This window comes from Streptomyces sp. NPDC057424 (genome assembly GCF_042803315.1).
GTDB lineage: Bacteria > Actinomycetota > Actinomycetes > Streptomycetales > Streptomycetaceae > Streptomyces.
On record NZ_JBHVCP010000086.1, the window covers coordinates 1 to 23761 of the forward strand.

Sequence of the window (23761 nt, forward strand, 5' to 3'; positions counted from 1 at the left end):
ATCGCGGGCCACCGCCGGCCGCTGTCGTCAGGGACGCTCCCGCGGACGCGGCGCGAGCACCAGCATCGTGACGTCGTCCCGTACGTCCGGGCAGTGCCGTGCGAGGTCGGTCCAGACCCGCCCGGCCAGCGCGACCGGGTCCTCGGCCGCGAGGCCCGGCAGCCGTTCGGCCAGCGGATAGAAGACCCCGTCCGCGTCCCTGGCCTCCGTCACACCGTCGGAGGCGAGGAACAGCCGGTCCCCGGCCCTCAGCGGCACCGAGACGACCCGGGGCGGGGCGGCCTCGGCGAGGCCGAGACCGAGCGGTGTGCACGGCTCCACGTCCAGCTCGACGGCCCGGCCGTCACGCAGCAGCAGCGGTCCGGCCTGCCCGCACGCCACGATCCGCACGACCCGGGCGTCGTCGGAGAAGTCGAGCAGCACCGCCGTCGCGAACAACTCGGCGTGCGGGTCGCCCGCGGAGTCCACCGCCAGCCTCCGGTCGAGCCGCGCCGCCACCGCCTCCGGGTCCGGCTGGTCCAGCACCGCCTCCCGGAACGCCCCCAGCAGCGACGCGACCGTGGCCACGGCCGACAGCCCGTGCCCCTGCACGTCACCCATCACAGCCCTTACACCGTAGGGGCCGGCCCGTACGTCGAAGAAGTCGCCGCCGACCAGCGTCCCGCGCTGCGCGGCCCGGTACAGCCCCGCGCACCGCACCGGACCTACCCGCTCCGGCAGCGGCGGCACGACCGCGCGCTGCACGACCTCGGAGACGGTCCGCTCGGTGACCAGCTGCGCGTCCCGCCTGGTGCTGACGTACGACAGCAGCACGCTCAGCACCGAGACGAAGCACACGGTCAGAAGATCGGTACTGCCGGGGTTGTCGAGGCCGAAGACGGGCACGGTCAGCACGACCACCACCAGCCCGCCGAGCACCGCCGTCGCCACCGGGCCGTGTGCCAGCACGGCCAGCGGCGGGATGGCGCCCAGCAGGAAGCCGATGTCGAGCGGCTCCGGGCTGATCAGCTCCGCCGCGCACACACCCGCCAGCAGCGCCGACGGCAGCACCCGGGCCCAGCCGGGCGGCGGTGCGCCGCGCAGCCAGCCACGCCGGTCCGGGTCCCGGCGCGCCAGCCGGCCGCGCACACTGCTCACACCACCACGCTGCTACGCCAGACCGGCCGCCGCACGCCGGGGCCCGCGGCGGCCGTGGGTCCGGGCCGCAAGCGCGTCGCGGCGGCCGGATGTCCGTGGGCACGCCTCTCAAGGGGCTTCTGAGCCGCACCGGAAAGCCGATGGACGGCCCGCCGGAGGCCCCGTAGCGTGTGGCGCGCCACGCCCCGAGACCAGCGGAAGGAGGGCAGAGCCGTGCAGTTCACACCGTTCCCGCGCTCCTTGCCCGTTGTTCCGGCGTGCCGCGACTGACCGACCGGGAGCGCTCCGATCAGCATGCGTCCCGGAGGACATCCCATGACCGATGTGGTCATCCGCCCGCTCGACACGGGCGACACCGCTCTCTTCGACACCCTGCCCGACCCGCTGGGCGCCCGTGAGGGCCACCGGCTGACCCGGCACCGCCCCGACTGGAAGCGAGTGGCCCTGCGTGACGGCCGCGTCGTCGCCCGCGGTGCCTGGTGGGGCGGCTCCGACGACACCGAGCCTGTCAACCTCAACTGGTTCGACGTGGCCGAAGGCGAGGAGGAAGCGGGCGCCGCACTCCTGCGCTCCGCCCCCTGGCAGGTCGATCTCGAGCTGAACCTGCCCGCCGGCTGGCGCGACGACCCGGCCCTGCGCGCCGCCGCCGAGACCCGCTTCACCGCCGCACGGAAGGCCGGCTACGACCTTCTGGTCGAACGCCTCCTGTACCGCTGGACCCCCGACCTCGGTCTGCCCGAGCGGCCCGGCCGTCTCGCGTTCCGCGCCGAACCGGACGACGCCGTGTTCTTCGACGCGCTGCGCCGCATCCACTCCGCCACCCTGGACGCCCACGCCCTGAAGGCCATCGCCCAGGGCGGACCCGACCAGGCGGCCCGCGAGGAACTCGACTTCTTCCACTGGTGTCCGTCGCCGCGCGAGTGGTGGCAGGTCGCCCGCACCGCGCAGGGCGAGTTGGCCGGCATCCACATCCCGGCCCACAACCCCTCAGGCCCGTGCATCGGCTTCATCGGCGTCCTGCCGGACCAGCGCGGGCACGGCTACGCCTACGACCTCCTGGCCGAGTGCACCCACTTCCTCGTCGAGCGCGGGGCGGAGTTCGTCGCCGCGGCCACGGACCGGGGCAACGTCCCCATGGCGGCGAACTTCGCCAAGGCCGGCTTCCCCGTGGTGAAGGAGCGGCTCCACTTCGACCCGCCGCAGGAGGGCCGTACGCCCTGACGGGACCGGCCGCTGCCGGTCCCGCGTTCTCCCCGCACATCGAGGGTGCGGAGGCCTGGTCGCGCTGGAGCGACGAGCCCGACGAGCCCGACGAGCCCGGCGAGGACTAGGACCTGTCGTTCAGCAGGCCCTGGGCCGCCGTGAGGATCTCCGTCACCCGGAGGCCGAACGCCGCGTCGCAGGCGTGCGGGTGGCCGGTCCGGGCGGCGTCGAGCAGCGCGTCAGCGGCGCGCATCAACGCCCGCACCGCGCTGTCGGAGCTGTCCGGCAGCGCGGCGACCCCGGCCTCCCCCCGCAGCTCCACGGCGGCACCCGCGGCGGCGGGCGGCGCCGTAAGGCTCAGGGTGAGCGTGCTCGACGCACCGCCCGCGTGGTCGAGGACGACATGCGCCGTGTCGCCGGGTCCGTACGCCGCCGCCGTGACGCGCCGCACGTCGCCGAGGACCGGTAGCAGCACGGACAGGGCGTGCGGGCCGACGTCCCACAGGGCGCCCTTCTCCCGCCGCCACGGCGTCGCGAAGGGGCTCTCGCTGGTGAACACCGCCCCGAGCCACTCGGCGCGCCCCGTGAACCAGCCCGGCACCGCCGCCTGTTCGGCGATCCACGCCGCCGGCTCGGGCTGGAAGCGCGTCGTGAAGAACACGACCGAGGCGACACCGGCCTCCTCGGCCGCCGCGACCACGGCCCGCCCCTGCTCCACCGTCGGCGCGAGCGGCTTGTCGAGCAGCAGATGGCACCCGGCCCGCGCCGCCCGGGCGGCGAGTGAGGCCTGCACCTCGGGCGGCAGCGCCACGGCGACGGCGTCCACGTCGGCGAACAGCGCGTCGGCGTCGTCGTAGGCGCGGACGCCGTGCCGCCCGGCCAGCTCCTTCGCGGCTTCGGGGCGACGGCCCCACACACCCGCGAAGTCCAGCGCTTCATGCCCGCTCAACGCGGGTGCGTGGGCCATCTGCGCCCAGGGTCCGGTGCCGAGCAGTCCTATGCGCATGCCGCCGCCTCTCCACGCTGCCGGGACGAAGAGCGTGCCACAGGTCGTCCGGGCCGTGCTGCTGCCGGACGCCGACGTGCCGACGTCGATCCGCAGCGGTGGCGTCCCGGTCCGCCACGGGTCCACCGCGGAACTGACGTCGGTCCTCGACACATGGCCGGCCGGACACGCCGACGGGACCGCCTGTGTCATCGGCGATCCCGCGTTCCGGCCGGCCTCGCCCCGCGTACGGTCGCTCACCCCGGAGCTGTCGAAGGGGCTGGTGTTCCGCCCGGCCCGGGCAGCCGACTCAGGCGGCCAGTTCCTTGCGGATGCGGTCCAGCATGAACGCCGACGATTCCCGGGCCCGCTCCTCCCAGGCGAACACACAGGCCGTCGCGACCCCGTCGAACCCCAGCTCGCGCAGGGTGCCGAAGAAGGCGTCCCAGTCGACCTCGCCCTGACCGATGTCGAGGTGCTGGTGGATCCGTGCCGGGGTGCCCGGCGGGTTGAGGATGTAGCGCAGCCCGCTGGAGCCCTTGTGGTTGAAGGAGTCCGCGATGTGCACGTGCTGGAGCTTGTCCCCGGCGTAGCGCATCATCGCCGCGATGTCCGCCGTCGGGTCGGCGCCCGAGAGGTGGAAGGTGTGCGGCGCGCAGTACAGGTAGTTCACCCACGGCTTGTTGACCGCGCGCACGAGATCGACGGCCGGGGTGTTCTCCTCGCAGAAGTCGTCCGGGTGCGCCTCCAGGTTGAGGGCGATGCCCTCCCGCTCGAAGACCGGCAGCAGCTCCTCCAGCGAGCGCCAGAACGCGGCCTCGCTCTCGGCGGCGCGCTCGGGGCGGCCGTTGAACTCCGAGTTCATCAGGGCGCATTCGAGGTCCGTGGTGATCTCGATCATCCGCTTCCAGTAGCGGACCGCCGCCTGCCGCTCGGTCTCGTCCGGGGAGGACCACTTGTACAGCGGCAGCACCGAGGACAGGCGCACGCCGTGCCTGCGCAGCGACTGCTTGAGCTCCTGCACCCGCGCGTCGTCCGCGCGCGGGTGCAGGAAGAACGGCATGAAGTCCTCGCGCGGCGACAACTCGATGTACTCGTAGCCGAGTTCGGCGACCGTGCGCACCATCTCGTCGATCGGCAGGGCGCGGAGCATGTACGGGTCGAGGGCGATCTTCACGCGGTGCCTCCGTAGAACGCGGGGCGGGGCTTCATGTCGGTGGTGACGGTCGCGCCGCCGTTCTCCAGGGACCGGACGGCGGCGTCGGTGATGACGGTGGCGGCGTAACCGTCCCAGGAGGACGGGCCGGTGGGCTCGACGCCGGCCGCCACGGAGGTGACCCACTCGCGGATCTCGGTGTCGAAGGCCTCCGCGAACCGGTCCTTCCAGTCCTGCAGCACGCCCGTGCCGTGCCGGGCGGCGGTGCGGATCCCGACGGCCGCCGGGTCGGGCAGCCGGACCAGGCCGTCCTCGCCGACGACCTCGCACTGGATGTCGTAACCGTACTGGCAGTTGACGAAGACCTCCAGGTCGATCCGGACGCCCGAGGCCGTTTCGAAGATCATGACCTGGGGGTCCTTCAAGTGAGCGAACCGCTTGCTCGTGGCGCGCGGGGTGACCACCTGGACGGAGACGATCTCGTCGTCGAGCAGCCAGCGCAGCACGTCGATCTCGTGCACGGCCGTGTCCTGCGCGGCCATGGCGGAGTGGTACGACTCCGGCACGGTCGGGTTGCGGTGGGCGCAGTGCACGATCAGCGGGGCCCCGAGCGAACCGGTCGCCAGGACCTCCTTCATCTGGCGGTAGCCGGCGTCGAAACGGCGCATGAAACCGACCTGCGCCAGCCGGCGGCCGTGCGCCCGCTCGGCTTCGACGATCCGCAGACAGTCCTCGGCGGTCGTCGCGAGGGGTTTCTCGCAGAACACCGGCTTGCCGGCGGCGATCGCGTTCAGGACGTGCTCGGCGTGGGCGGGCCCCCAGGAGGTGACGAGGACGGCGTCCACGTCGGGGGAGGCGACCAGGTCCGCGCCGGTGGGCAGGGCGGTGGCACCGGCCCGGGCCGCCACCTCGGCAGCGCGCCCGGCGTCGACGTCGGCCACGGCCGTGACACCGGCACCGGTGACGACCTCGGTGAGCCGCCGGATGTGGTCCTGGCCGATCATTCCGGCGCCGATGACGCCTATTCGTACGGTCATGGTGAAGCTCCTCGGAAGGATGGTCAGGAGAAACGCGCCCGGAGCTCGGCCCCGAGGGTCTCGAGCGTGCGGTCCTCGGTCTCGGGGCTGGTGTCCCTCACGCTGCGTTTCCGCTCGCTGTCGCGCGCTACTAGCGCGCTCTAGTTCGAGTACGATGACCCCTGTTCAAATGTCATGTCAAGAGCTGGTCGCCGGGAGGTCGCCGGATCCCGTACGAGGTTCCGTACGGGGCACCCCGTAAGGTGTGCGGCGTCGGAGGGTGGGTTCACAGGTGGATGCATCGGGCAGGCAGCGGCCCACGATGGCGGACGTCGCCGAGAAGGCGGGCGTCTCCCGCGCGCTCGTCTCGATCATCTTCCGCAACCAGCCCGGCGCCGGCCAGGAGACCCGGGAACGGGTCCTGCGCGTCGCCGACGAGATCGGCTACCGGCCCGACAGTGCGGCCCGGCTGCTGGCCCGTGGCCGCAGCCGCACGCTCGGCGTCATGTTCACCGTGCAGCAGACCTTCCACACGGACCTCATCACGGGCATCTACCCCGAGGCCGAACGGCTCGGTTACGACGTGCTGCTCTCCGGGGCGACCCACGGCCGCAGCGAGGCCAAGGCGGTCGAGGCGCTGCTCAGCCACCGCTGCGAGGCGGTGATCCTGCTCGGCTCGGACGCCGGGTCCGCCTACCTGGACGAACTCGGGCAGCGCACGGTCGCCGTCTCGGTCAGCCGCCGTGTGCCCCAGGCCCGGGTCGACCTCGTGCACTCCGCCGAGGGCAAGGGAGTCAGGCAGGCCATGGACCACCTGGTGGAGCTGGGCCATCGCCGGATCGTGCACATCGACGGCGGACGCGGTCCCGGCTCGGCGGAGCGCCGGCGTGCCTACCGGGCCGCGATGCGCCGCCACGGGCTGGGGGCCGAGGTGCGGGTGATTCCCGGTCACCACACCGAGGAGTCCGGTATCGAGACCGGCCGCCTGCTCCTGGCCGAGAGGGACGGCGGGCAGCCGCTGCCGACAGCCGTCCTCGCCGGCAACGACCGCTGCGCGATGGGCCTGCTGATGGCCCTCACCCGGGCGGGTGTGGAGGTCCCGCGCGACCTGTCCGTCGTCGGCTACGACGACAGCCACCTGTCCCACCTGATGCCGATCGGCCTCACCACCGTCCGCCAGGACGCCCTCCTGATGGCCGAGTACGCCGTCCGTTTCGCCGTCGAGCGGCTGGAGAAGCGGGAGCTGGAGCCGCGGGAGGCGGTGCTGGACCCCAAGCTGGTGGTGCGGGGGACGAGCGGGCCGGTCCCGAAGGGGCCGGGACCGGCCTGACACGGGTGCCCCCGTCCGCCCGGTTCCGCTAGCGCGTGCCGTTCTCGGCGAACTCCGCGACGCTGTCGACATTGTCCTTCGTGACGAAGGCCGGTCCGGTGAGCACGGGGGCGGTGCCGCCACCGCTGACGTTGCCGTTGGTCTTGTACAGCCACAGCGCGTCCACCGCCAGGTAGCCCTGGAGGTAAGGCTGCTGGTCGACGGCAAACTCGACGCTGCCGCCCTGGATGGCTCCGACGAGGTCCTTGTTGAGGTCGAACGTGGCGACCTTCGCCTCGCTGCCCGCGTCCTTCACCGATTGCACGGCGGTCAGGGCGATCGGGGCGCCGAGCGTGACCACCTGGTCGATGGAGGAGTCCTTCTGGAGCTTGGCCGTCAGCGTCGACTTCACCGAGGGCATGTCGGTGCCGTTGACGTACACGTTCTCCGTCGTGCCCTCGAAGCCCTTCTTCAGTCCGGCGCAGCGGGCCTCCAGCGCGACCTGGCCCTGCTCCTGTATGACGCAGACGGCGTGCTTGGCGCCCAGCTGGTTGAGGCGCTCGCCGAAGGCCTGCCCCGCGATGTTCTCGTCCTGGCCGAAGTACTCGAGCATGCCGAGCTCCTTCCAGTCGTCCAGGCCGGAGTTGAAGCCGACGACGGGGATGCCGGCCGCCTTGGCCTTCGCCACCACGCCCTTCATCGCGTCGGGCTTGGCGGCGGTGAGGGCGATGCCGTCGACCTTCTGGTCGATGGCGTTCTGCACGAGGTTGGCCTGGTTCCCGGCGGCCGGGTCACTGGAGTAGACGAGCTTGATGTTGTCCTTCGCGGCGGCGGCCTGGGCGCCCTTGCGGATCAGGTCCCAGAACGTGTCGCCCGGCGCCGCGTGGGTGACCAGGGCGACGGTCATCCGCGGGGTGGTGGCCTTGCCCGCGGCGGCGTCGGTACCGCCGGCCCCGGACTTCTTCCCGCCGGAGCCGCTGGAGCAGCCCGCGGCGAGCAGGGCGCCGACGAGGGCGGCGGTGGTCAGGGTGGCGGCTCTGTGGTGTCTGCGCATGTCGGGTGAACCTCACTGTGCTGGCAAGAGGGGGCCGCGCCCGGTCCGGCAGGCGGGCAGTGGGTGGGCGCCCGGGGCGGCGGCGGTCAAGGGTCATGCGGCGGTCCTGGGTGCGGACCCCTGCGCACTCGGTGACTGGAGCGCATTACTAGCGCGCTCTAGTGGCAGGTACTATGCGGGCGGCCACGGGGGATGTCAATAACTTTGTCAGGACGTACCAACAAAAGAAGGCCGCCCGTACGCACCGGCGCTGACGGTGGGTGCGGACAGCCTCGGGCAGGACGGTCCAGGACCGCCCTGCCCGGCCGCTCAGTTCTCCGTGCTGATGTTGACCATCCAGGGGACGCCGAAGCGGTCCGTGCACATGCCGAACACGTCGCCCCACATCTGCTTCTCCAGCGGCACCGACACCGATCCGCCCTCCGACAGCTTCTCCCAGTAGCCGCGCAGCTCGGCGTCGTCGTCGCCGCTCAGGCTCACGGAGTGGGAGCCGCCCTGCTCGGACTCCATGCCCGGCGGGTTGTCGGCGCCCATCAGGGTGAAGCCGCTCGTGGTTTCCAGCATGCCGTGCATGATCTTGTCGGCGTTCGGGGCGTCCGCCTGCCCGAACGCTCCGTAGCTGTTGAGGTCGAGGGTGCCGCCGAAGACCTCCTTGTAGAACTCCATCGCCTGCCGGGCGTCGCCGTTGAAGCTGAGGTACGGGTTGAGGCGCGAGGCCATGAGAACCTCCCAGAGCGGGGCAAAGGGGCATTATCGCGCAGCGTATCGCCGGGCACCGGCAACGGCTCGTCGAGCGGGCCGCGCCCTGGCCGGGACGAAGGTTCACCGCTCTCGATGTCGTCGCCAACTGCGCTGATAACGTGGCCTCTTGGGCAGAGGGGGCGTTCGTAGACGTCGTGAGTGTGCAGAACCGCTACAACCTGCTCGACCGGGAGCACGAGCCGGTGCTCGACGCCTGTGCCGCGTCCGGTATCGCCTTACGCCCAGGTGATGCGGCAGATAACCGGCACGTGGCAGACCCACTACGACGACCCCAAGTGGGGCCACTACTACTGGTTCGTGCCCGACACGGTCACCGGCCCGGCCCCCAACGGCACGGACGGCAAGCACTGCCGTGGCGGCCCGTGGCCTGGGGGAAGACGGGTGCCGAGGACGAGATCGCCGCCGTGGCGGCCGAGCTCGGGGCCACGCCCACGCAGGTCTCGATCGCCTGGCTCCTCGACCGTGCGCCGGTCGTTCTGCCGATCCCGGGCACGGCCCGGACCGAGCATCTGGAGGAGAACCTCGCAGCGGTCGGCCTGAAACTGCCCCCCGCCTATCGCGCCCGCCTGGACCGGCTTGCCGAGGGCGCACAGGCCGGCCCGGGCGGTTCCCCTGCCCGGGGAGGGGCCGGCGGCACCGGGAAGCGTCGACGCCCGGGGCTGGTCGCCGGTTCTCCGAGGAGTGCGGCGTGCCGGAGCGCTGCGCTTGTTGCCTGCGGCGTTCTGCGGGCATGCCTCCGTCGGAGTGAGGGGGGGCAGGTCTCACCGGACGCGCTGTTGCTCATATCGTTCGGGTCCCCGGCCACCACCCGCCGGCGAGCGGCGACCGGCCGTGCCCCGTGGGGAGTGCCCGGTCGAGCACCGGCCGGGTCGGCGCATGCCCGGAGGAGGCCGTCGGCAACGAGTGCAGGGGCTCACGCGTCCTCGGACGCCCCGTTGTTCCAGTCGTACGGGCCGCCGCCCTGCCACTCGATCAGTTCGGTGTCGTCGACGGCCGTGTCCGTGGTGGGCAGGCCCTCGCCGTGCAGCAGGTCCAGCACGTCGAAGAGGCTGTAGGCGACGCCCATGCGCTCGCCGCGGATGGTCACCAGCCGTCCGCCGTCCGTCGCGGGCGGCTGCACGACCACAGGGGGTTGACCGTCCATAGCCCCACCATGCTCCCGAAACGGCCGGTTCGCAGCTCGGTGGCGTCCAGAAGCGGTACGAACCCGTTTCCGGTCTCTGCGGCCGGGCGCGCTGTGCGCCCGTGACAAGGCGCGATCCGGAAGCTGAGTTCTCATCAGCACTCCCTGAGAGCGAGCGCGCCCCCGCCCTAGCGTCCGTGGCATGGACATGAATCTCACGCACAGAGGGAAGTGGCGCGGTGCCGTGCTGGCGGTGCTGCTGACCGCCGGAACACTCACGGCCGCCGCCCCGGGCGCCCGTGCCGAGGGGGCGCGCACCGAGACGCCGGTGACGTCGACATCGCCGGTGACCGGAGTGACGGAGTCGATGGTGCGGGTGAAGGTGCCGCTGCCGGAGTCGGCCGGGCCTCGTCCGGCAGCGTGCGACTGGCTGTCGTACCTGCGCTACCGCTCCGCCGACGGACCCGCCGCGTCGGCCGACGCCGACCGGATCCTCATCGCCCAGCCCGGCATCCTGGAAGGCGCGGGGGCGTTCGACAGCGTCGCCCGCAACACCGTCACGCGGGCCGCCGAACAGGGGCTGCACGTCGAGTTCTGGGCGCTGGACCGGCGTTCCAACTGCCTGGAGGACCGCACCGGCATCGCCTCCGGCGACCAGCACACCGCCGTCGACTACTACTACCGCGGCAAGCAGGTCGGCGGCCGGGCCTTCGGCGGTTACGCCGGCAACGCACAGCTGGGCTGGATGGCGAAGCTCGGCATCGAGCAGACCGTACGCGACCAGTACGACCTGCTCACCGCCGAGTTGCCCTCTCAGGCGCAACGCAAGCGGAAGGTGCTGTGCGGCGGGCACTCGCTGGGCGGTGTGATCACCGGCTACTTCGCCGCGGCCGATTTCGACGGCAACCGCGCCACCACGGCGGACGCCGGGTACAACCAGTGCGCCGGCTACTTCGCCCTCGACACGACCGTCTCCACCTCACTGGCCGACCTCAGCGGCAGCATCCCGGACGACACCAGCCTGCCCGACATCGGCCTCGGGTACGGCGTGGTGCAGGCCGGGCTGGACAGCGGGGTGCTGCCGCGCACGCTGTCCGCGCCGGTGCTGCTCAACCCCGAGACGATGACCCTGCTCGGCATCGCAGGTCTCGGTGCCCTCGACGACCTGGAGGGCGAGTCAGACCTGCCCCGCTACCTGCCCTCCAACGTCAACGTCGAGGCCACCAACCGTTTCCTGTTCTCCAAGGACACCGCCGCCTTCCTCACCGGTACGCCCTCGGTGAAGGACTTCCGGCTCACCAACGGGGCCGTGCTCGGGGCGCTGCTGGACGACAACTCCGTGCCCCTGGCGTTCCTGCAGACCAGTGTGGGCTTCTTCGACGGCGGACCGATCGCCGACAAGAGCTTCCCCGTCGCCAACGGCGGCGACGAGCAACCCGGGCTGTACGGCACCGCGTACAAGGCCATCCCGGACCGGCCGCAGGGCCCGCTCTACACCTGGCGCAACTACGACCGCGTCGGCGCCCCGGACGATCCCGGCTACCGGTCGGCCGACGGAACCCCGTTCACCGGCGCCGGCGAGGAGGTCACCGACATACGGCAACTGGCCCGCAGCCTGGCGGAGCAGCCGCTGGACTTCACGGAGCAGTACTTCCCGACCAAGCTGGTCACGGACATCCAGCTCTCCACCTCGCCGCAGGTGAAGAAGCTCGTCGTCCATCCCGAGGGGCTCAAGGCCAACCCGGTGCTCACCGTGCTCGCCGGTGAGGGACTGCTGGCCGGGCGGGTCCCGGCCGAGCTGAACCCGGTGGTCGCCGACGGTTACCAGCACCTCGACGTCCTGACCGCGGCGCCCGTACAGAACAACGGCCGGCCCGAGCCGGTCTCCACCAGCCTCGCCGGCTTCGCGCGGTCACCTCGCTGACCCTGCCGCCACACACACCCGGGGCCCGGGAGGATCTCCTCCCGGGCCCCTTCGTGCGGCGTGGACTCAGAGCTTGCCCGCGGCGAACGTGGCCGCCTCCTCGGCGTCGTCGCGGTAGCTCAGGTGCGCCCCGACGTCGCCCCCGCCGTTCTCGCAGACGGGGTCGCCCTGGGCGCAGAGGTCGAGGGTGCGGCTCTGGTAGGTGCCGGTGACGCTCTTGCCGAGCGCCCGGATCGGGTTGCCGAACAGCAGCACCGCGGCGACCTTCGGCTCGACCGCCGCGGGCAGGGTGGCGACGATGGGACTGCCGACCACCGCGCCGGCGCTGCTGATGCCGATCGAGTTGTCGACGACGTTCGCGCCCTGCGAATAGCCGACGAGAACGAACTTCTGACCCGGGCAGGCGGCGGCCTGGCTCTTCACATGGTTCACCAGATCCAGATTGCCCTGGGCCGCGGACGTGGGGGAGAGGTCGGCCGGGTAGTTCACCTTGTAGCTGGACAGGTTCTTGCCCGCCGCTTTCTTCTGCAGCGCGGAATACACCGGGTCGCCGACGATGAAGCCGAGCGTGCCCGGCTCGAAGGTGCCACGGGCGGCGACGACCTCGACGTCCGAGCAGGCCGCGGCCATGGCCGGGGGAGCCGAGAGGGTGGCAAGTCCGGCCCCGCCGGCCAGCGAGAGCGCAGCGAGACACATACGGATACGCATGGGGGATCCTCCGCGTGGGAGGCGCGTGGAGCGCCTGCGAAAAAGGACGCCCCGAACGTATGGGCTTTTCCTCGCCTGCTGTTATGGACGGGATTATGGAAACCGCGCCGGTTTTTGTCGCCGATTGAGTACGTCGCCTGAATGCGGGGAGTCAGTTCTGCTTCGTGTGCAGTGATTCCGCGCGCAACGCGAGAATGAGGTCGAGGCGGGTCGACGGGTCGTGCAGGGCGTCACCGAAGAGCTTCTCCAACTGGCGCAGGCGGTAGCGGACCGTCTGCGGGTGGACGTGCAGCCGTACCGCGACGTCCGGCACGTTGCTGCCGCTGAGCAGCCAGGCCAGCAGTGTCTCGGCGAGCCGGTCGCGCTGCCCCGCCGAGACCGTCTCGAGAGGTGCGAGGACCCGGGCCTGGAGTCGCTCCAGCAGCGGCTCGTCGCCGTGCAGCAGCAGCGTCGACAGATGCTCGGAGCAGCGCACCACGCCCTGGCGAGGGAGCACCCCGCGGCCCATCAGCCCGAGCGCCCGGGTGGCCAGGCGCAGCGACTGCGCGGCCTCGGTGACCGCGACCGTCGGGCCGATCGCGGCGGGCCGGCCGCGCAGCGCGAGCGTGAACGCCCGGCCGCCGATGCCGCCCGAGCCGTCCGGGTCGGGCACCAGCATGCGTGGGGGGCGGGACTCCATGTCCACCAGCGCACCCGCCGCCGCCAGCGGCCGGTCCTCCTCCCGCCGGTCCGGCGCCGCCGCGAGTGCCACGACGCCCACCGTCCGCGGCACCGGCCAGCGCGCGCTGTGCGCCAGGTCCTGCACGGCCTCCAGCGCCACCGGCCCGTCCTCCAGCAGCAGGTCGAGCAGCCGCTTGCGGCGCCGCTCCAGCTCATCGGAACTGCGCAGCTGGGCCTCGGCGTACCCGGACGCGGCCGCCTGCGCGACCTCGTGCACGGTCCGGAACGCCAGCTCCCCGAGCCGGGCCACGACCGCGGAGTCCAGCCCGAGTTCCTCCGCGGTGCGGCCCATCTGCCGCCAGGCCCGCATACCGCCGACCCGCAGCGCGGACTGCAGTGCGTCCAGGCTGCGGCCCTCCAGGGCCTCCCCTCGCCCCAGTTCGTAGTACGTCGCCGCGATCGCGCCCCCGTCGTCGCGCGGGTCGGCGATGTGGTCGACGAACAGGGTCAGCGCCTGCACCACGCCGGACCGCAGGTTCTGGCGGTAGGTGCCGTCGGCGGGCCGGGAGTACTCGGGGACCTGGCGGCGGACCTCCTCCTCCACCTCGTCGGCGACGGCGGCCAGATTGGCGCGCAGCAGCTCCGCGAGCTCGGGCGGGACCTGTGGCGGCGTTGTGGGGTGGTCCGGCACGCCGTGCGGCGTGGGCACAGCCATCACGGACCCTCCTTTCGACCGGAAGCGGCTCACCCGCGGGCTGATGCCCGTGGGGCGAGTGGGAAGTCCTGTGTTGGACGGACGACCCCTCCGCTCCGTTCCGTGCCCCGACGGCACCCCCGTCACTCGGGCACACCCAGTGCACGGGCGAGGATAGGCCACGAGGCCGTGAACTCCGGCTTCCAGTGCGCCCAGTCGTGTCCGCCGCCTCCGTAGAAGTGTGTGGTGGCCTGGATCCCCATGAGGGCCAGCGTGCGGGCGAAGCCCTGGGCCGAGGGCCACAGGGCGCTCTCCAGGATCCCGGGCAGCGGATCGCCGCCGCCTCCCACTCCGCTGCCCTGCGACACGTACAGGGCGGTGCCGCGCAGCCCGGTGGCGCGGGCCCGGGGGTTGAAGTCCCGCCAGGTCAGGAGGTTGAACACCGGATTGCCCCACAGGGACGCGGCCGGCAGGTTCTCGCGTGCCACGATCGCGTCCATGATGGCGGGAACACCGGGGGCCATGGTGTCGAGGATGCCGCTGTAGGAGGCCGCCGCGGTGAACGCCCCGGGATGGCGGGCCGCGTGGGCCATGGCCCCGTAGCCGCCGGTGGAGACCCCGGCGACCGCCCGTACACCGGAGGCCCGGTAGTCCCGGGCGAGGAGCGCCGGCACCTCCTTCACCTGGAACGTCTCGTAGTCCGGGCCGCCGCGCCAGACGCTGGGGATGCCGGTGGGGCCCGCGTCGGGCATCGCCACGATCAGGTCGCGGCCGGCGGTGAACGCCTCGATGTCCGTCTCGCGGGTCCACGAGGTGTAGTCGTCGTGGGCGCCGTGCAGCAGGTACAGCACGGGGTACTTCTTCTCCGGGCGCGTACCGAAGTCCGACGGCAGGATCAGCCGGACGGGTGCGCTGCGGCCGAGCGCGGCGGAAGGCACGGACACGTCCAGCGTGCGCGGGCCGAGCCGGGTGGCCGCCCGGGCCGGGGCCGTGCCGGCCGCGGCCCCGAACAGGACGGCGAGACCGGCGGCGGCCGTCGCTCTGGCGACCGTGCGCCGGGACACTCCGGCAGCGGGCTTGTTCGGCAGGTCGGGCATGGCGGCTCCTCGGGTTCCATGTCAGGGGGCCGGCTCGGCGAGTGTCCGGCTCAGGTGGGCGGCGATCTCGTCGACGTGCGGCGGATCGAGCAGCGACAGATGGTGACCGGGTACCGGCACCACCTCAAGAAGCGGGCACACCTCGTCCCAGCCCAGCGCCGGGTCGTCCCGCTCGTACGCCGGGTCGCGCACGGTGTGCGGCGCGGGTTCGGTGGCCCGGTAGAGGACCACGGGCCCGGCGTAGCCACCAGGTCGGTGGGACTCGCCGATGCCCATGTCCAGGTAGGAGGCCCGCTGGTGCTCCAGTGCCGCGGGCGGCACGTCGGCGGCCTCGCGCAGGGCCCGCAGCACGGTGTCGATCCGGACCGTGTCGTCGTCCATGGCCACGAGTTCGTCGTACGGCAACTCCAGCCGCACGCCGTAGGTGTCGGCGACGTGGCGGGCGAAGCCCTCGAAGTGCGCCCGGATCCGGTCGGCCCGCGTCTGCTCCGGGCGGGGGAGGGGCCGGACGGAGTCGATGAGCACGACCAGCCGCACCTCCCGCCCGGCGGCGGCCAGTTGCCGCGCGGTCTCCTGGGCGACGAAGCCGCCGAAGGACCAGCCGCCCAGCAGGCAGGGGCCGTCGGGATGGACCGCGTTGATCGCCTCGGCGTAGCGCCGCGCCTTCTCGGGCACGGTCCGGGCCTCCTCGATCCGCTCCAGCCCGTACACCGGCTGGTCCCCGCCGAGGCGTTCGGTGAGTGTCCGGTAGACACTGACCGGGCCGCCGGCGGCGTGGACGAGGAACAGCGGGGGCCGCGAGCCGGTGGCGCGCAGGGGGTGCACCGGGGTGTCGTCGCGGGGGAGGGCGCGCTCGATGCGGGTGGCGGCGTCCTCTACGGTGACGGCGGCGAACAGGTCACGCAGGGGCAGTTCGATGCCGAACTCGCGCTCCACCGCAGTGCGGACACGGACGGCCATCAACGAGTCCAGCCCGAGGTCGGTCCACGCGGTGCCCGGGGTGATACGGGCGGGGGAGTGGCCGGTGACGGCGGCTATGTGGTGGGACAGGCGGGCCAGGACCGAGGAGGGCCCGGTCACCGCGGCAGGAGGTTCCTCCGGCAGCGGCTCGGCGTGCGCCGCCCGGCCGTCCGTCCACCAGTGCCGCACATGCCGCCACCGGGGCAGCGGCAGGTCGATGACCCGCCCCGGCGGCACCGGCAGCCGCTGTCCCGCCGCCCACAGCGCGCCCAGCTGCCCGGCGAACGCCTCGGACCCGTCGGCGTCCCGGCGCAGCGTGGCCAGGGCGAGGGCGCCGGGCACGGAGTCGGCGACGGCCCCGGTCAGCACCGGGTGGGGGGAGATCTCGACGAAGGCCGTGCGGCCGTCGGCCGCCGCCGACGCGAGGGCCCGGTCCAGCCGTACGGGCCTGCGCAGGTTGGCCGCCCAGTGCGCGGCGTCGAAGAGGCAGTCCCCGCGTGGGTCGTCGAGGACCGTGGAGTGGACCGGGACCCGCGGCCGACGTCCCCGGATGCCGGACAGCGCGTCCACCAGCTCCGGCAACAGTCCGTCCACCTGCGGCGAGTGCCCGGCACCGACGACCCGCATGGCCCTCGCCGCCCGGCCCTCCCCCTCCAGCCGGCGCACGAGCCCGGCCACCGCCGCCTCCTCACCGGTGACGACCTTCTGCCGGGGAGAGGAGCGCACGGCGACATGCACCTCCGGGAAGTCCCGCTCCAGCCAGTCCAGTTCGGTGTCGTCCAGGTCCACCACGGCCATCGCGCCGCCCCGCAGGCCGCTCAGCAGCCGGGCCCGTACGGCGATGACACGCGCCCCGTCCGCCACGTCCAGCGCGCCCGCGCACACGGCCGCCGCCACTTCGCCCATGGAGTGCCCGATCACGGCGGCGGGCTCGGCACCGTAGGAACGCCACAGCTCGGCGAGCGCCAACTGGAGACCGAACAGCACCGGTTGGGCGGTCTCCAGACGGTCGAGCCCCTCACCCGAGGACAGGTGGTCGTACAGGGACAGGCCGCACTCCGGGGCGAGCTGCGGGTCGAGTTTCTCGACGGCGGCGGCGAACGCGGGTTCCTCGGCCAGCAGCCGGCGCCCCATGCCGGGCCACTGGCTGCCGTAGCCGGAGAAGACCCACACCGCGCCGCGCCCCACCCGGTCGCGGTCACCGGTCGTCACCCGCGGGTCCGGCCGTCCGGCCGCCAACACGTCCAGGGCGTCGGCCAGTTCGGCCCGGTCGCGGGCGACCACGGCGGCCCGCACGGGACCCCGGCCCGCCCGCCCGGCGAGGGTCCGGGCCACGTCGGCGGGGTGCACGGCGCTGTCCCGCAGCCGTGCCGCGAGTCTGCCCGCCGTGTCGCGGAGGCGTTCGGTGTCGAGGTCGGAGAGCAGGTGCAGGCGGGCGGCCGGTTCCTCGGCCGGTCGCACCGGGACCAGGCCGGGCGGTGCTTCCTCCAGCACCACATGGGCGTTGGTGCCGCCGAAACCGAACCCGGAGACCCCCGCGAGAGCGGTGCCGCCGTAGCGGGGCCAGGGCTCCGGCTCGGTCACCACCCGCAGCCGGGGGTCGGTGAGAGAAGTGCCCCGCTCGCAGTGCAGGGACGGCGGGATGCCGTCGTGGTGCAGGGCCAGCACGGTCTTCACCAGACCGGCGACGCCCGCCGCGGACTCCAGATGACCGAGGTTGCCCTTGGCGGACCCCAGCAGCAGCGGCTGGTCGGGGTCCCGGCCCGCCCCGAGCACCGCGCCGAGCGCGCCGGCCTCGATCGGGTCGCCCAGCGGGGTGCCGGTGCCGTGCGCCTCCACGTAGTCGACGTGCTCCGCGGCGAGCCCGGCCTGCGCGTACGCCCGCTCCAGCAACGCCTGCTGGGCGGCCGGGTTGGGCGCCATGAGGCCGTTCGAGCGGCCGTCGGAGTTGACGGCGGTGGCCCGGACGACGGCCAGCACACGGTCGCCGTCCCGCTCGGCGTCGGACAGCCGCTTCAGGATCACGGCCGCGCAGCCCTCGCCGCGGCCGATGCCGTCGGCCGCCGCCGAGAACGGCTTGCACCGCCCGTCGGAGGCGAGGGCGCCGGCCCGTCGGAAGGCGACCGTGACGGCCGGTGACAGCAGCAGGTTGACCCCGGCCGCGATCGCCGTGTCGCTCTCGCCCGTGCGCAGGCTGACGCAGGCGTGGTGCACGGCGACCAGCGAGGAGGAGCAGGCCGTGTCGACGGCCAGGCTCGGCCCCCGGGTGTCCAGGACGTAGGCGAGCCGTCCGGCGGCGACGCCGAGGGCGCCCCCGGCCGGAGCCCAGGGGTCGACGGCGGCCGGGTCGGCGCCCGTGAGCTGCCCGTACTCCGGCGCCGAGATGCCGACGAACACGCCGGTCGCGGTGCCCGCCAGGGACCCGGCCGGCACCGCGGCATGGTCGAGCGCCTCGTGGACGACCTCCAGCAGGATGCGCTGCTGGGGATCCATCACCGCGGCCTCGCGCGGGGTGATGCGGAAGAAGTCCGCGTCGAACCCGGCGATGTCGTCGAGATAGCCGCCGTACGGATGCGCGTCGGCGGGCGGGAACGCGGTGAAGTCGCGCCAGCGGTCCTCCGGGACGCGCCGGATCGCGTCGACGCCCTCGCTGAGCAGCCGCCAGTAGCCGTCCGGGCCGTGCACTCCGCCGGGCAGGCGGCAGCCGACCCCGACGACCGCGACCGGCTCGGCCGATGTCCCCGGCACCGCGGGACGCGGCACCGGCGCCGCCTCGGTTCCGGCGCCCTCTGTCCCGCACAGCCGCGCCACCAGGGCCTCCCCGGTGGGCGTCTCCCACAGCAGCGTCGTCGGCAGCTCCCGGCCCGTGGCGCGGGACAGCTCACCGGCCAGGGCGACGGCATCGCGCGAGGCCATGCCGAGGTCCGCGAGCGGCCGGTCCATCGGGACGTCCCCCGGGGACGTCCCGTTCCAGGCGGCCACCCGCTCGGCGATCAGCCGGCGCAGCACGGCCTCGTCGACAGACCTCATCCCGCGGCACCCGCCCGGTCCTGAGCGCCGTAGGCACCCTCCAGATACCGGGCGCGGGTCAGCGCCCGTGACACCTTGCCGCTGGAGGTACGCGGCACCGTGCCCGGTGGCACCACGACGACATCGGCCAGCCGCAGTCCGTGCCGGGCGGAGACGGCACCGCGCACGGCCCGCGCCACGGACGGTACGTCCAGCTCGGCGAGGTGCGCGGTCCGCGCGTGCTCCGCCACGACGACGGCACGCTCGCCACCGGCTCCACCCGGCACGGCGAAGGCGGCGAGCCGGTCCCGGCGCACCGCCTCGTGCGCCTCCTGGACCGTCGCCTCCACGTCCTGCGGATAGTGATTGCGCCCGTCGACGATGATCAGGTCCTTCAGCCGTCCCGTGACGACCAGCTGCCCCTCCAGCACCGTCCCCAGGTCACCGGTGCGCAGCCAGCGTCCCGGACCGGCCGCGGTGTCGGCGAACTCCGCGCCGAAGACGTCCTCCGAGTCCCGGTTCCAGTAGCCGCGGCCCACGTTCGGCCCCTGCACCCAGATCTCCCCGACCTCACCCTCCGACAGCAGGGCCCGTGACACCGGGTCGGCGACCCGGACCCGCTGACCCGCCGGAGTGCCGCAGCCGGCCAGCAGCACCGCCCGGGGATCGTCGGACCGGGCGGGCAGGGCCTTTCCGGCCGCCAGGGCGTCGCGGTCGAGCGCGAACCGGCTGAGCGGCTCACCCGGCCGTGCCGCGCACACGAACACCGTGGCCTCGGCCAGCCCGTACGACGGGCAGTGCGTCCCGGGCGCCAGGCCCTGGTCCGCGAACGCCGCGTGGAAACGGTCGGCCGTACCCGGCCGCACCGGCTCACTGCCGTTGATCAGCGCGGTCACCTTGTCCAGCAGCAGACCCTCCTTCTGGTCGGCGGTGACGGTGGCGACGCAGTAGTCGTAGGCGAAGTTGGGCGCGGCGCTCACGGCGTTCGGATGCGCGGCGAGCAGCCGCAGCCAGCGCACCGGCTCGTGCAGGAACGCCGCCGGGTCCATCAGTACCGACAGCGCCCCGCGCGCCACGGGGGCCGCGACGCTGAGCACCAGCCCCATGTCGTGGTAGAGCGGCAGCCAGCCCACACAGGTCAGCGGGCGGGTGCCGACGCCGTAGGCGGCCAGTGCCTGGCGGGCGTTGGCGACGACGTTGCCGTGGCTGATCTCCACGCCGGCCGGGGCACGGGTCGAACCGGACGTGTACTGGAGGTAGGCGGTCGCCCCGGGGGCGGGGGCGACCGGCCGCCAGTCCCGGCCCTGGTCGTCGGGCACCTCGTCCGCGACGACGATCGGCGGCCCGTCGGGCCCGAGGAAGCCCCGCACCTCGTCCCGGGCCCGGCTCGTGGTCACCACCACCGAGGGACGCGCGTCGGCCAGGACGCCCGCGAGCCGGTCGGCGTGCCCGGGCAGCCCCGGCGTGTACAGCGGCACGGCGACGAGCCCGGCGGCCAGGGCCGCGAGGAAGGCGGTCACGTACTCCGTGCCCTGGGGGCACAGCAGCGCGACCCGGTCCCCGGGGCCCGTCTCGTCCGCGAGGCGTGCGGCGAGCGCCCGCACCCGCACGTCCAGGCGGCGCCAGGTCAGGGTGCGGTGCACGCCGCGCGAATGCTGTGCCGGGTGCTCGACGAAGGTGAAGGCCCGGCGGTCGGGGGTGGTTTCGGCCCAGTGCCGCACGTACTCCGGCAGTGTGGGGCACGCGGGCGCGAGCGGGGGGCGGCGGCTGTCCATCAGGCGGGGCTCCTCACGGCGCGGATCGGCCTACGGGTCGTACAAGGGAGGGGAGGGGGCGGCTAGAGGGGGATGTTGCCGTGCCGGCGTTCCGGCATCGGGGCACGTTTGCCGCGCAGTGCGCGCAGGGCGCGGCAGACCTGCTCCCGGGTCTCGCGCGGCGCGATGACGGCATCGACATAGCCGCGCTCGGCGGCGAGATACGGGGTGCCGTGGGTGCGTTCGTACGCGGCGAGGAGGCGGGCGCGCAGCGCCTCAGGCTCGTCGGACGCGGCGAGTTCGCGCCGGTGCAGGACGCCCACGGCCCCCTCGGCGCCCATGACGGCGATCCGGGCGGTGGGCCAGGCGAGGTTGACGTCGGCGCCCAAGTGCTTGGAGCCCATCACCGCGTAGCCGCCGCCGTACGCCTTGCGCACCACGACCGTGACCTTGGGGACGGTGGCCTCGGCGTAGGCGTACAGAAGCTTCGCGCCCCGCCGGATGATCCCGGCCTGCTCCTGCCGCACTCCGGACAGGTATCCGGGCACGTCGGTGAAGGTCAGCAGCGGGATGCCGAACGCGTCGCAGAACCGCACGAACCGCGCGGCCTTCTCGGACGCGTCGATGTCGAGGACCCCGGCGGCGTGCAGCGGCTGGTTGGCGACGACGCCCACCGAGCGGCCCTCGACGCGGGCCAGGGCGCAGATGATGTTCGGCGCGAACAGCTCCTGCACCGGTAGCAGTTCACCGTCGTCGACGATCGCCTGCAGGATGTCCCGCATGTCGTAGGCCTCGCCGAGCCGGTCCGGGACGACCTCGTCGAGCCCGGCCCCGGATGGGGCGTGGCCGGGGGCGTACTCCGGGGGCCGCTCCAGGTTGTTGGCCGGCAGGTACGACAGCAGGTCGCGCACGGTGTCGAGGGCGTCCTCCTCGTCGGCGGCCAGGAAGTGGGCGTTGCCGTTGACGGTGTTGCTGGTGCGGGCGCCGCCCAGCTCCTCGGCGGTGGTGCGCTCGCCGGTGACCGTCTCGATGACGTCGGGGCCGGTGACGAACATGTGCGAGGCGCCGTCCACCATCACCGTGAAGTCGGTGATCGCGGGCGAATACGCGGCGCCGCCCGCGCACGGGCCCAGGACCACCGAGATCTGCGGGATCACCCCGGATGCCTTGACGTTGCGCCGGACGAGTTCGGCGTAGAGGGCGAGGGCGGCGACACCCTCCTGGATCCGGGCCCCGCCGGAGTCGTTCAGGCCGATCACCGGGCAGCCCGTCTTCAGGGCCAGCTCCATCAGGGCGACGGTCTTCTCACCGAAGGCCTCGCCCATGCTGCCGCCGAACACGGTGGAGTCCTGCGCGAACACGCACACCGGGCGGCCGTCGACCGTGCCGTACCCGGTGACCACGCCGTCGCCGTAGGGGCGGCGGGCGTCGTGCCCGGCGGGCCGGGCCCGGACGAACTGGCCGGTCTCGGTGAAGGAGTCCTTGTCCACCAGCCGTTCGATCCGCTCCCGGGCCGAGAACTCCCCGCGTCTGCGCGGCCCGCCCGGGGCCACCGACCGCTCCCGGCGGTGCTCCAGGCCGGCGACGCGCTCCGCGGTGCTCCCGGGCGGGTGCGTGGCAGTCTCCCCCGGACCGGATGCTGTCACCTCTGTGCTCACAACCACCTCCGAAGTGGTCCTCGAATATGGCAGCGAGGTGGGTGAGTGCCATACAGATCGCTGGTCTGTTTGGGGGAGATGAGTCCTCGGGCTCGGGGTTTCATCCAGGTGTGACAACGGGCCTTCGAGGACCCGGGCGCGATTCAGTGGCCCGAGTGCTGAATGCGTTCTCCTTCTTCTATTGGACCCCCGGCCGCGCGGGGTCCAGGCTGGAGTGCACCATCGCCCGACAGCCGGAAGGTCACGAACCCATGCACACCCGCCGCATCGGTGACGTCGAGGTCAGCGCGATCGGCCTGGGCGCGATGCCCATGTCCATCGAGGGACGACCGGACGAGGAACGCTCCCTCGCGACCATCCACGCCGCCCTGGACTCCGGTGTGACCCTCATCGACACCGCGGACGCCTACCACCGCGACGCCGCCGAGGTGGGTCACAACGAGACCCTGATAGCCAAGGCCCTGGCCTCCCACGACCGCGGCGGTGACGTCCTGGTCGCCACCAAGGGCGGCCACCTCCGCCCCGGCGACGGCAGCTGGACGCTCGACGGCAGCCCCCGCCACCTCAAGGCGGCCTGCGAGGACTCCCTGCGCCGGCTCGGCGTGGAGGCCATCGGGCTCTACCAGTTCCACCGGCCCGACCCGCGTGTCCCCTACGCCGAGTCCGTCGGCGCGATCCGGGACCTGCTGGACGAGGGCAAGATCCGCATGGCCGGCATCTCCAACGCGGACCCCGAGCAGATCCGGCAGGCGAACGAGATCCTGGGCGGCCGTCTGGTCTCCGTGCAGAACCAGTTCTCCCCGGCCTTCCGCTCCAGCGAGCCGGAACTGCGCCTGTGCGGCGAACTCGGGATCGCGTTCCTGCCCTGGAGCCCCCTCGGCGGGATCTCGAACGCCGGTGAACTCGGTTCGGGTCACGCTCCCTTCGCCCGCATCGCCGAGACACACGGCGTGAGCCCGCAGCGCGTGTGCCTGGCCTGGATGCTCGCCAAGTCGCCGGTGGTCGTTCCGATCCCGGGCGCGAGCCGGCCCGAGACCATCCGCGACTCCCTCGCCGCCACCGACCTCGCCCTGACGGCCGGGGAACTGGCGGAACTGGACGCCGCCTGAGGAGACCCCGATCAGGTCGCCTAAGACCGGTCACACCCGATCAGTTCTCGTCAAATGCGCCCCAGTTGAGAAAAACGTGTGAATGTTTCCGCGCGGTTCGGGCATACGCAGCGAAAACAGAGAGAGGGGCGCTACGTGCTTGTACCGGACCGGAAGATCGTCAGGGAGTTGCTGACGCGGTACGCGTCGCTGAGGATCGCTCAGTCGGAGAGGCACGTGCCGACGGCGGCACGCGAGCTGGAGGACGTCAGCTACACGCTGTGCGTGATGATGGGGACGTCCGGCATCAGCGACGCCATTGCCAAGGCGGACGTCCTGTTGCTCACCGAGGGACGGCCCGACGTCGCCGACGCGGACGGGGAGAACGGCCTGACGCTGGTCGGCTGACAGTTCTGTGAGGCCCGGCACGACCGGGCAGCGCGCCTCGGCGGCCCCTAGGAAGG

Annotated in this window: 18 protein-coding genes and 2 pseudogenes; 7 read left to right on the plus strand and 13 right to left on the minus strand. The window is 73.1% G+C overall.

Going from position 1 to position 23761, the window contains the following annotated elements:
* Window positions 1–27: 27 nt before the first annotated feature.
* The gene (locus tag ACFU3E_RS36105; protein WP_384168323.1) at window positions 28–1137 is read right to left on the minus strand and encodes a PP2C family protein-serine/threonine phosphatase; all 1110 of its coding nucleotides are present in this window, start codon (window positions 1135–1137) and stop codon (window positions 28–30) included.
* A 315-nt stretch (window positions 1138–1452) separates the two neighbouring features.
* Here ACFU3E_RS36105 and ACFU3E_RS36110 point away from each other — a divergent pair, with 315 nt between their 5' ends.
* On the plus strand, window positions 1453–2358 hold the full coding sequence (locus ACFU3E_RS36110; protein WP_384168326.1) for a GNAT family N-acetyltransferase: 906 nt from the start codon (window positions 1453–1455) through the stop codon (window positions 2356–2358).
* Between the two features lie 106 nt (window positions 2359–2464).
* Here ACFU3E_RS36110 and ACFU3E_RS36115 read toward each other — a convergent pair whose 3' ends face one another.
* A complete protein-coding gene (locus ACFU3E_RS36115; protein ID WP_384168374.1) occupies window positions 2465–3346 on the minus strand; it encodes a Gfo/Idh/MocA family protein in 882 nt (293 codons plus the stop codon).
* Window positions 3347–3389: 43 nt separating this feature from the next.
* Between ACFU3E_RS36115 and ACFU3E_RS36120 the strand changes: the two are divergent.
* A pseudogene (locus ACFU3E_RS36120) lies at window positions 3390–3614 on the plus strand (AAA family ATPase); the annotation flags it as partial.
* A 21-nt stretch (window positions 3615–3635) separates the two neighbouring features.
* Here ACFU3E_RS36120 and ACFU3E_RS36125 read toward each other — a convergent pair.
* Both ACFU3E_RS36125 and ACFU3E_RS36130 read right to left on the minus strand, forming a co-directional pair.
* Window positions 3636–4502, minus strand: a complete 867-nt coding sequence (locus ACFU3E_RS36125) for a sugar phosphate isomerase/epimerase family protein (RefSeq protein WP_384168330.1) — start codon at window positions 4500–4502, stop codon at window positions 3636–3638.
* Entirely contained in the window at window positions 4499–5518 is a 1020-nt protein-coding gene (locus ACFU3E_RS36130; RefSeq protein ID WP_384168333.1) for a Gfo/Idh/MocA family oxidoreductase, read from the minus strand. The genes ACFU3E_RS36125 and ACFU3E_RS36130 overlap by 4 nt, the downstream gene beginning before the upstream one ends.
* Before the next feature lie 301 nt (window positions 5519–5819).
* On the opposite strand from ACFU3E_RS36130, the gene ACFU3E_RS36135 reads away from it, so the two are divergent.
* Window positions 5820–6827: a LacI family DNA-binding transcriptional regulator gene (locus ACFU3E_RS36135; protein WP_384168336.1), complete on the plus strand. Its 1008-nt coding sequence runs from the start codon at window positions 5820–5822 to the stop codon at window positions 6825–6827.
* Window positions 6828–6855: 28 nt separating this feature from the next.
* On the opposite strand, the gene ACFU3E_RS36140 is transcribed toward ACFU3E_RS36135, so the two are convergent.
* Both ACFU3E_RS36140 and ACFU3E_RS36145 read right to left on the minus strand, forming a co-directional pair.
* Complete coding sequence (locus ACFU3E_RS36140; RefSeq protein WP_384168338.1) at window positions 6856–7860, minus strand: sugar ABC transporter substrate-binding protein; 1005 nt, start codon at window positions 7858–7860, stop codon at window positions 6856–6858.
* A 309-nt stretch (window positions 7861–8169) separates the two neighbouring features.
* Entirely contained in the window at window positions 8170–8580 is a 411-nt protein-coding gene (locus tag ACFU3E_RS36145; RefSeq protein ID WP_384168341.1) for a VOC family protein, read from the minus strand.
* 164 nt (window positions 8581–8744) lie between these two features.
* Between ACFU3E_RS36145 and ACFU3E_RS36150 the strand changes: the two are divergent.
* Window positions 8745–9203: pseudogene (locus ACFU3E_RS36150) on the plus strand (aldo/keto reductase); the annotation flags it as partial.
* A gap of 332 nt (window positions 9204–9535) precedes the next feature.
* Here ACFU3E_RS36150 and ACFU3E_RS36155 read toward each other — a convergent pair.
* Window positions 9536–9766 carry a hypothetical protein gene (locus ACFU3E_RS36155; protein ID WP_384168344.1) on the minus strand — a complete coding sequence of 77 codons (231 nt, stop codon included), beginning with the start codon at window positions 9764–9766 and terminating at the stop codon, window positions 9536–9538.
* A 181-nt stretch (window positions 9767–9947) separates the two neighbouring features.
* Between ACFU3E_RS36155 and ACFU3E_RS36160 the strand changes: the two genes are divergently transcribed.
* Window positions 9948–11669, plus strand: a complete 1722-nt coding sequence (locus ACFU3E_RS36160; protein ID WP_384168347.1) for a hypothetical protein — start codon at window positions 9948–9950, stop codon at window positions 11667–11669.
* Between the two features lie 66 nt (window positions 11670–11735).
* On the opposite strand, the gene ACFU3E_RS36165 is transcribed toward ACFU3E_RS36160, so the two are convergent.
* The 6 genes from ACFU3E_RS36165 to ACFU3E_RS36190 form a co-directional block, all read right to left on the minus strand.
* Window positions 11736–12377 carry a cutinase family protein gene (locus tag ACFU3E_RS36165; RefSeq protein WP_384168350.1) on the minus strand — a complete coding sequence of 214 codons (642 nt, stop codon included), beginning with the start codon at window positions 12375–12377 and terminating at the stop codon, window positions 11736–11738.
* A gap of 151 nt (window positions 12378–12528) precedes the next feature.
* Window positions 12529–13752 (minus strand): PucR family transcriptional regulator, encoded by a 1224-nt coding sequence (locus tag ACFU3E_RS36170; RefSeq protein ID WP_384168353.1) that lies wholly within the window; start codon window positions 13750–13752, stop codon window positions 12529–12531.
* Between the two features lie 122 nt (window positions 13753–13874).
* Window positions 13875–14828, minus strand: coding sequence for an alpha/beta hydrolase (locus ACFU3E_RS36175; RefSeq protein ID WP_384168356.1), 954 nt, complete (start codon window positions 14826–14828; stop codon window positions 13875–13877).
* Between the two features lie 21 nt (window positions 14829–14849).
* Window positions 14850–18818 carry a beta-ketoacyl synthase N-terminal-like domain-containing protein gene (locus tag ACFU3E_RS36180; RefSeq protein ID WP_384168359.1) on the minus strand — a complete coding sequence of 1323 codons (3969 nt, stop codon included), beginning with the start codon at window positions 18816–18818 and terminating at the stop codon, window positions 14850–14852.
* Window positions 18815–20572 carry a fatty acyl-AMP ligase gene (locus tag ACFU3E_RS36185; protein WP_384168362.1) on the minus strand — a complete coding sequence of 586 codons (1758 nt, stop codon included), beginning with the start codon at window positions 20570–20572 and terminating at the stop codon, window positions 18815–18817. The genes ACFU3E_RS36180 and ACFU3E_RS36185 overlap by 4 nt, the downstream gene beginning before the upstream one ends.
* Window positions 20573–20634: 62 nt before the next feature.
* On the minus strand, window positions 20635–22197 hold the full coding sequence (locus tag ACFU3E_RS36190) for an acyl-CoA carboxylase subunit beta (RefSeq protein WP_384168365.1): 1563 nt from the start codon (window positions 22195–22197) through the stop codon (window positions 20635–20637).
* Between the two features lie 263 nt (window positions 22198–22460).
* Between ACFU3E_RS36190 and ACFU3E_RS36195 the strand changes: the two genes are divergently transcribed.
* Both ACFU3E_RS36195 and ACFU3E_RS36200 read left to right on the plus strand, forming a co-directional pair.
* A complete protein-coding gene (locus tag ACFU3E_RS36195) occupies window positions 22461–23318 on the plus strand; it encodes an aldo/keto reductase (protein WP_384168368.1) in 858 nt (285 codons plus the stop codon).
* Between the two features lie 135 nt (window positions 23319–23453).
* Complete coding sequence (locus ACFU3E_RS36200) at window positions 23454–23705, plus strand: DUF5133 domain-containing protein (RefSeq protein WP_384168371.1); 252 nt, start codon at window positions 23454–23456, stop codon at window positions 23703–23705.
* The last annotated feature ends 56 nt before the right edge of the window (window positions 23706–23761 follow it).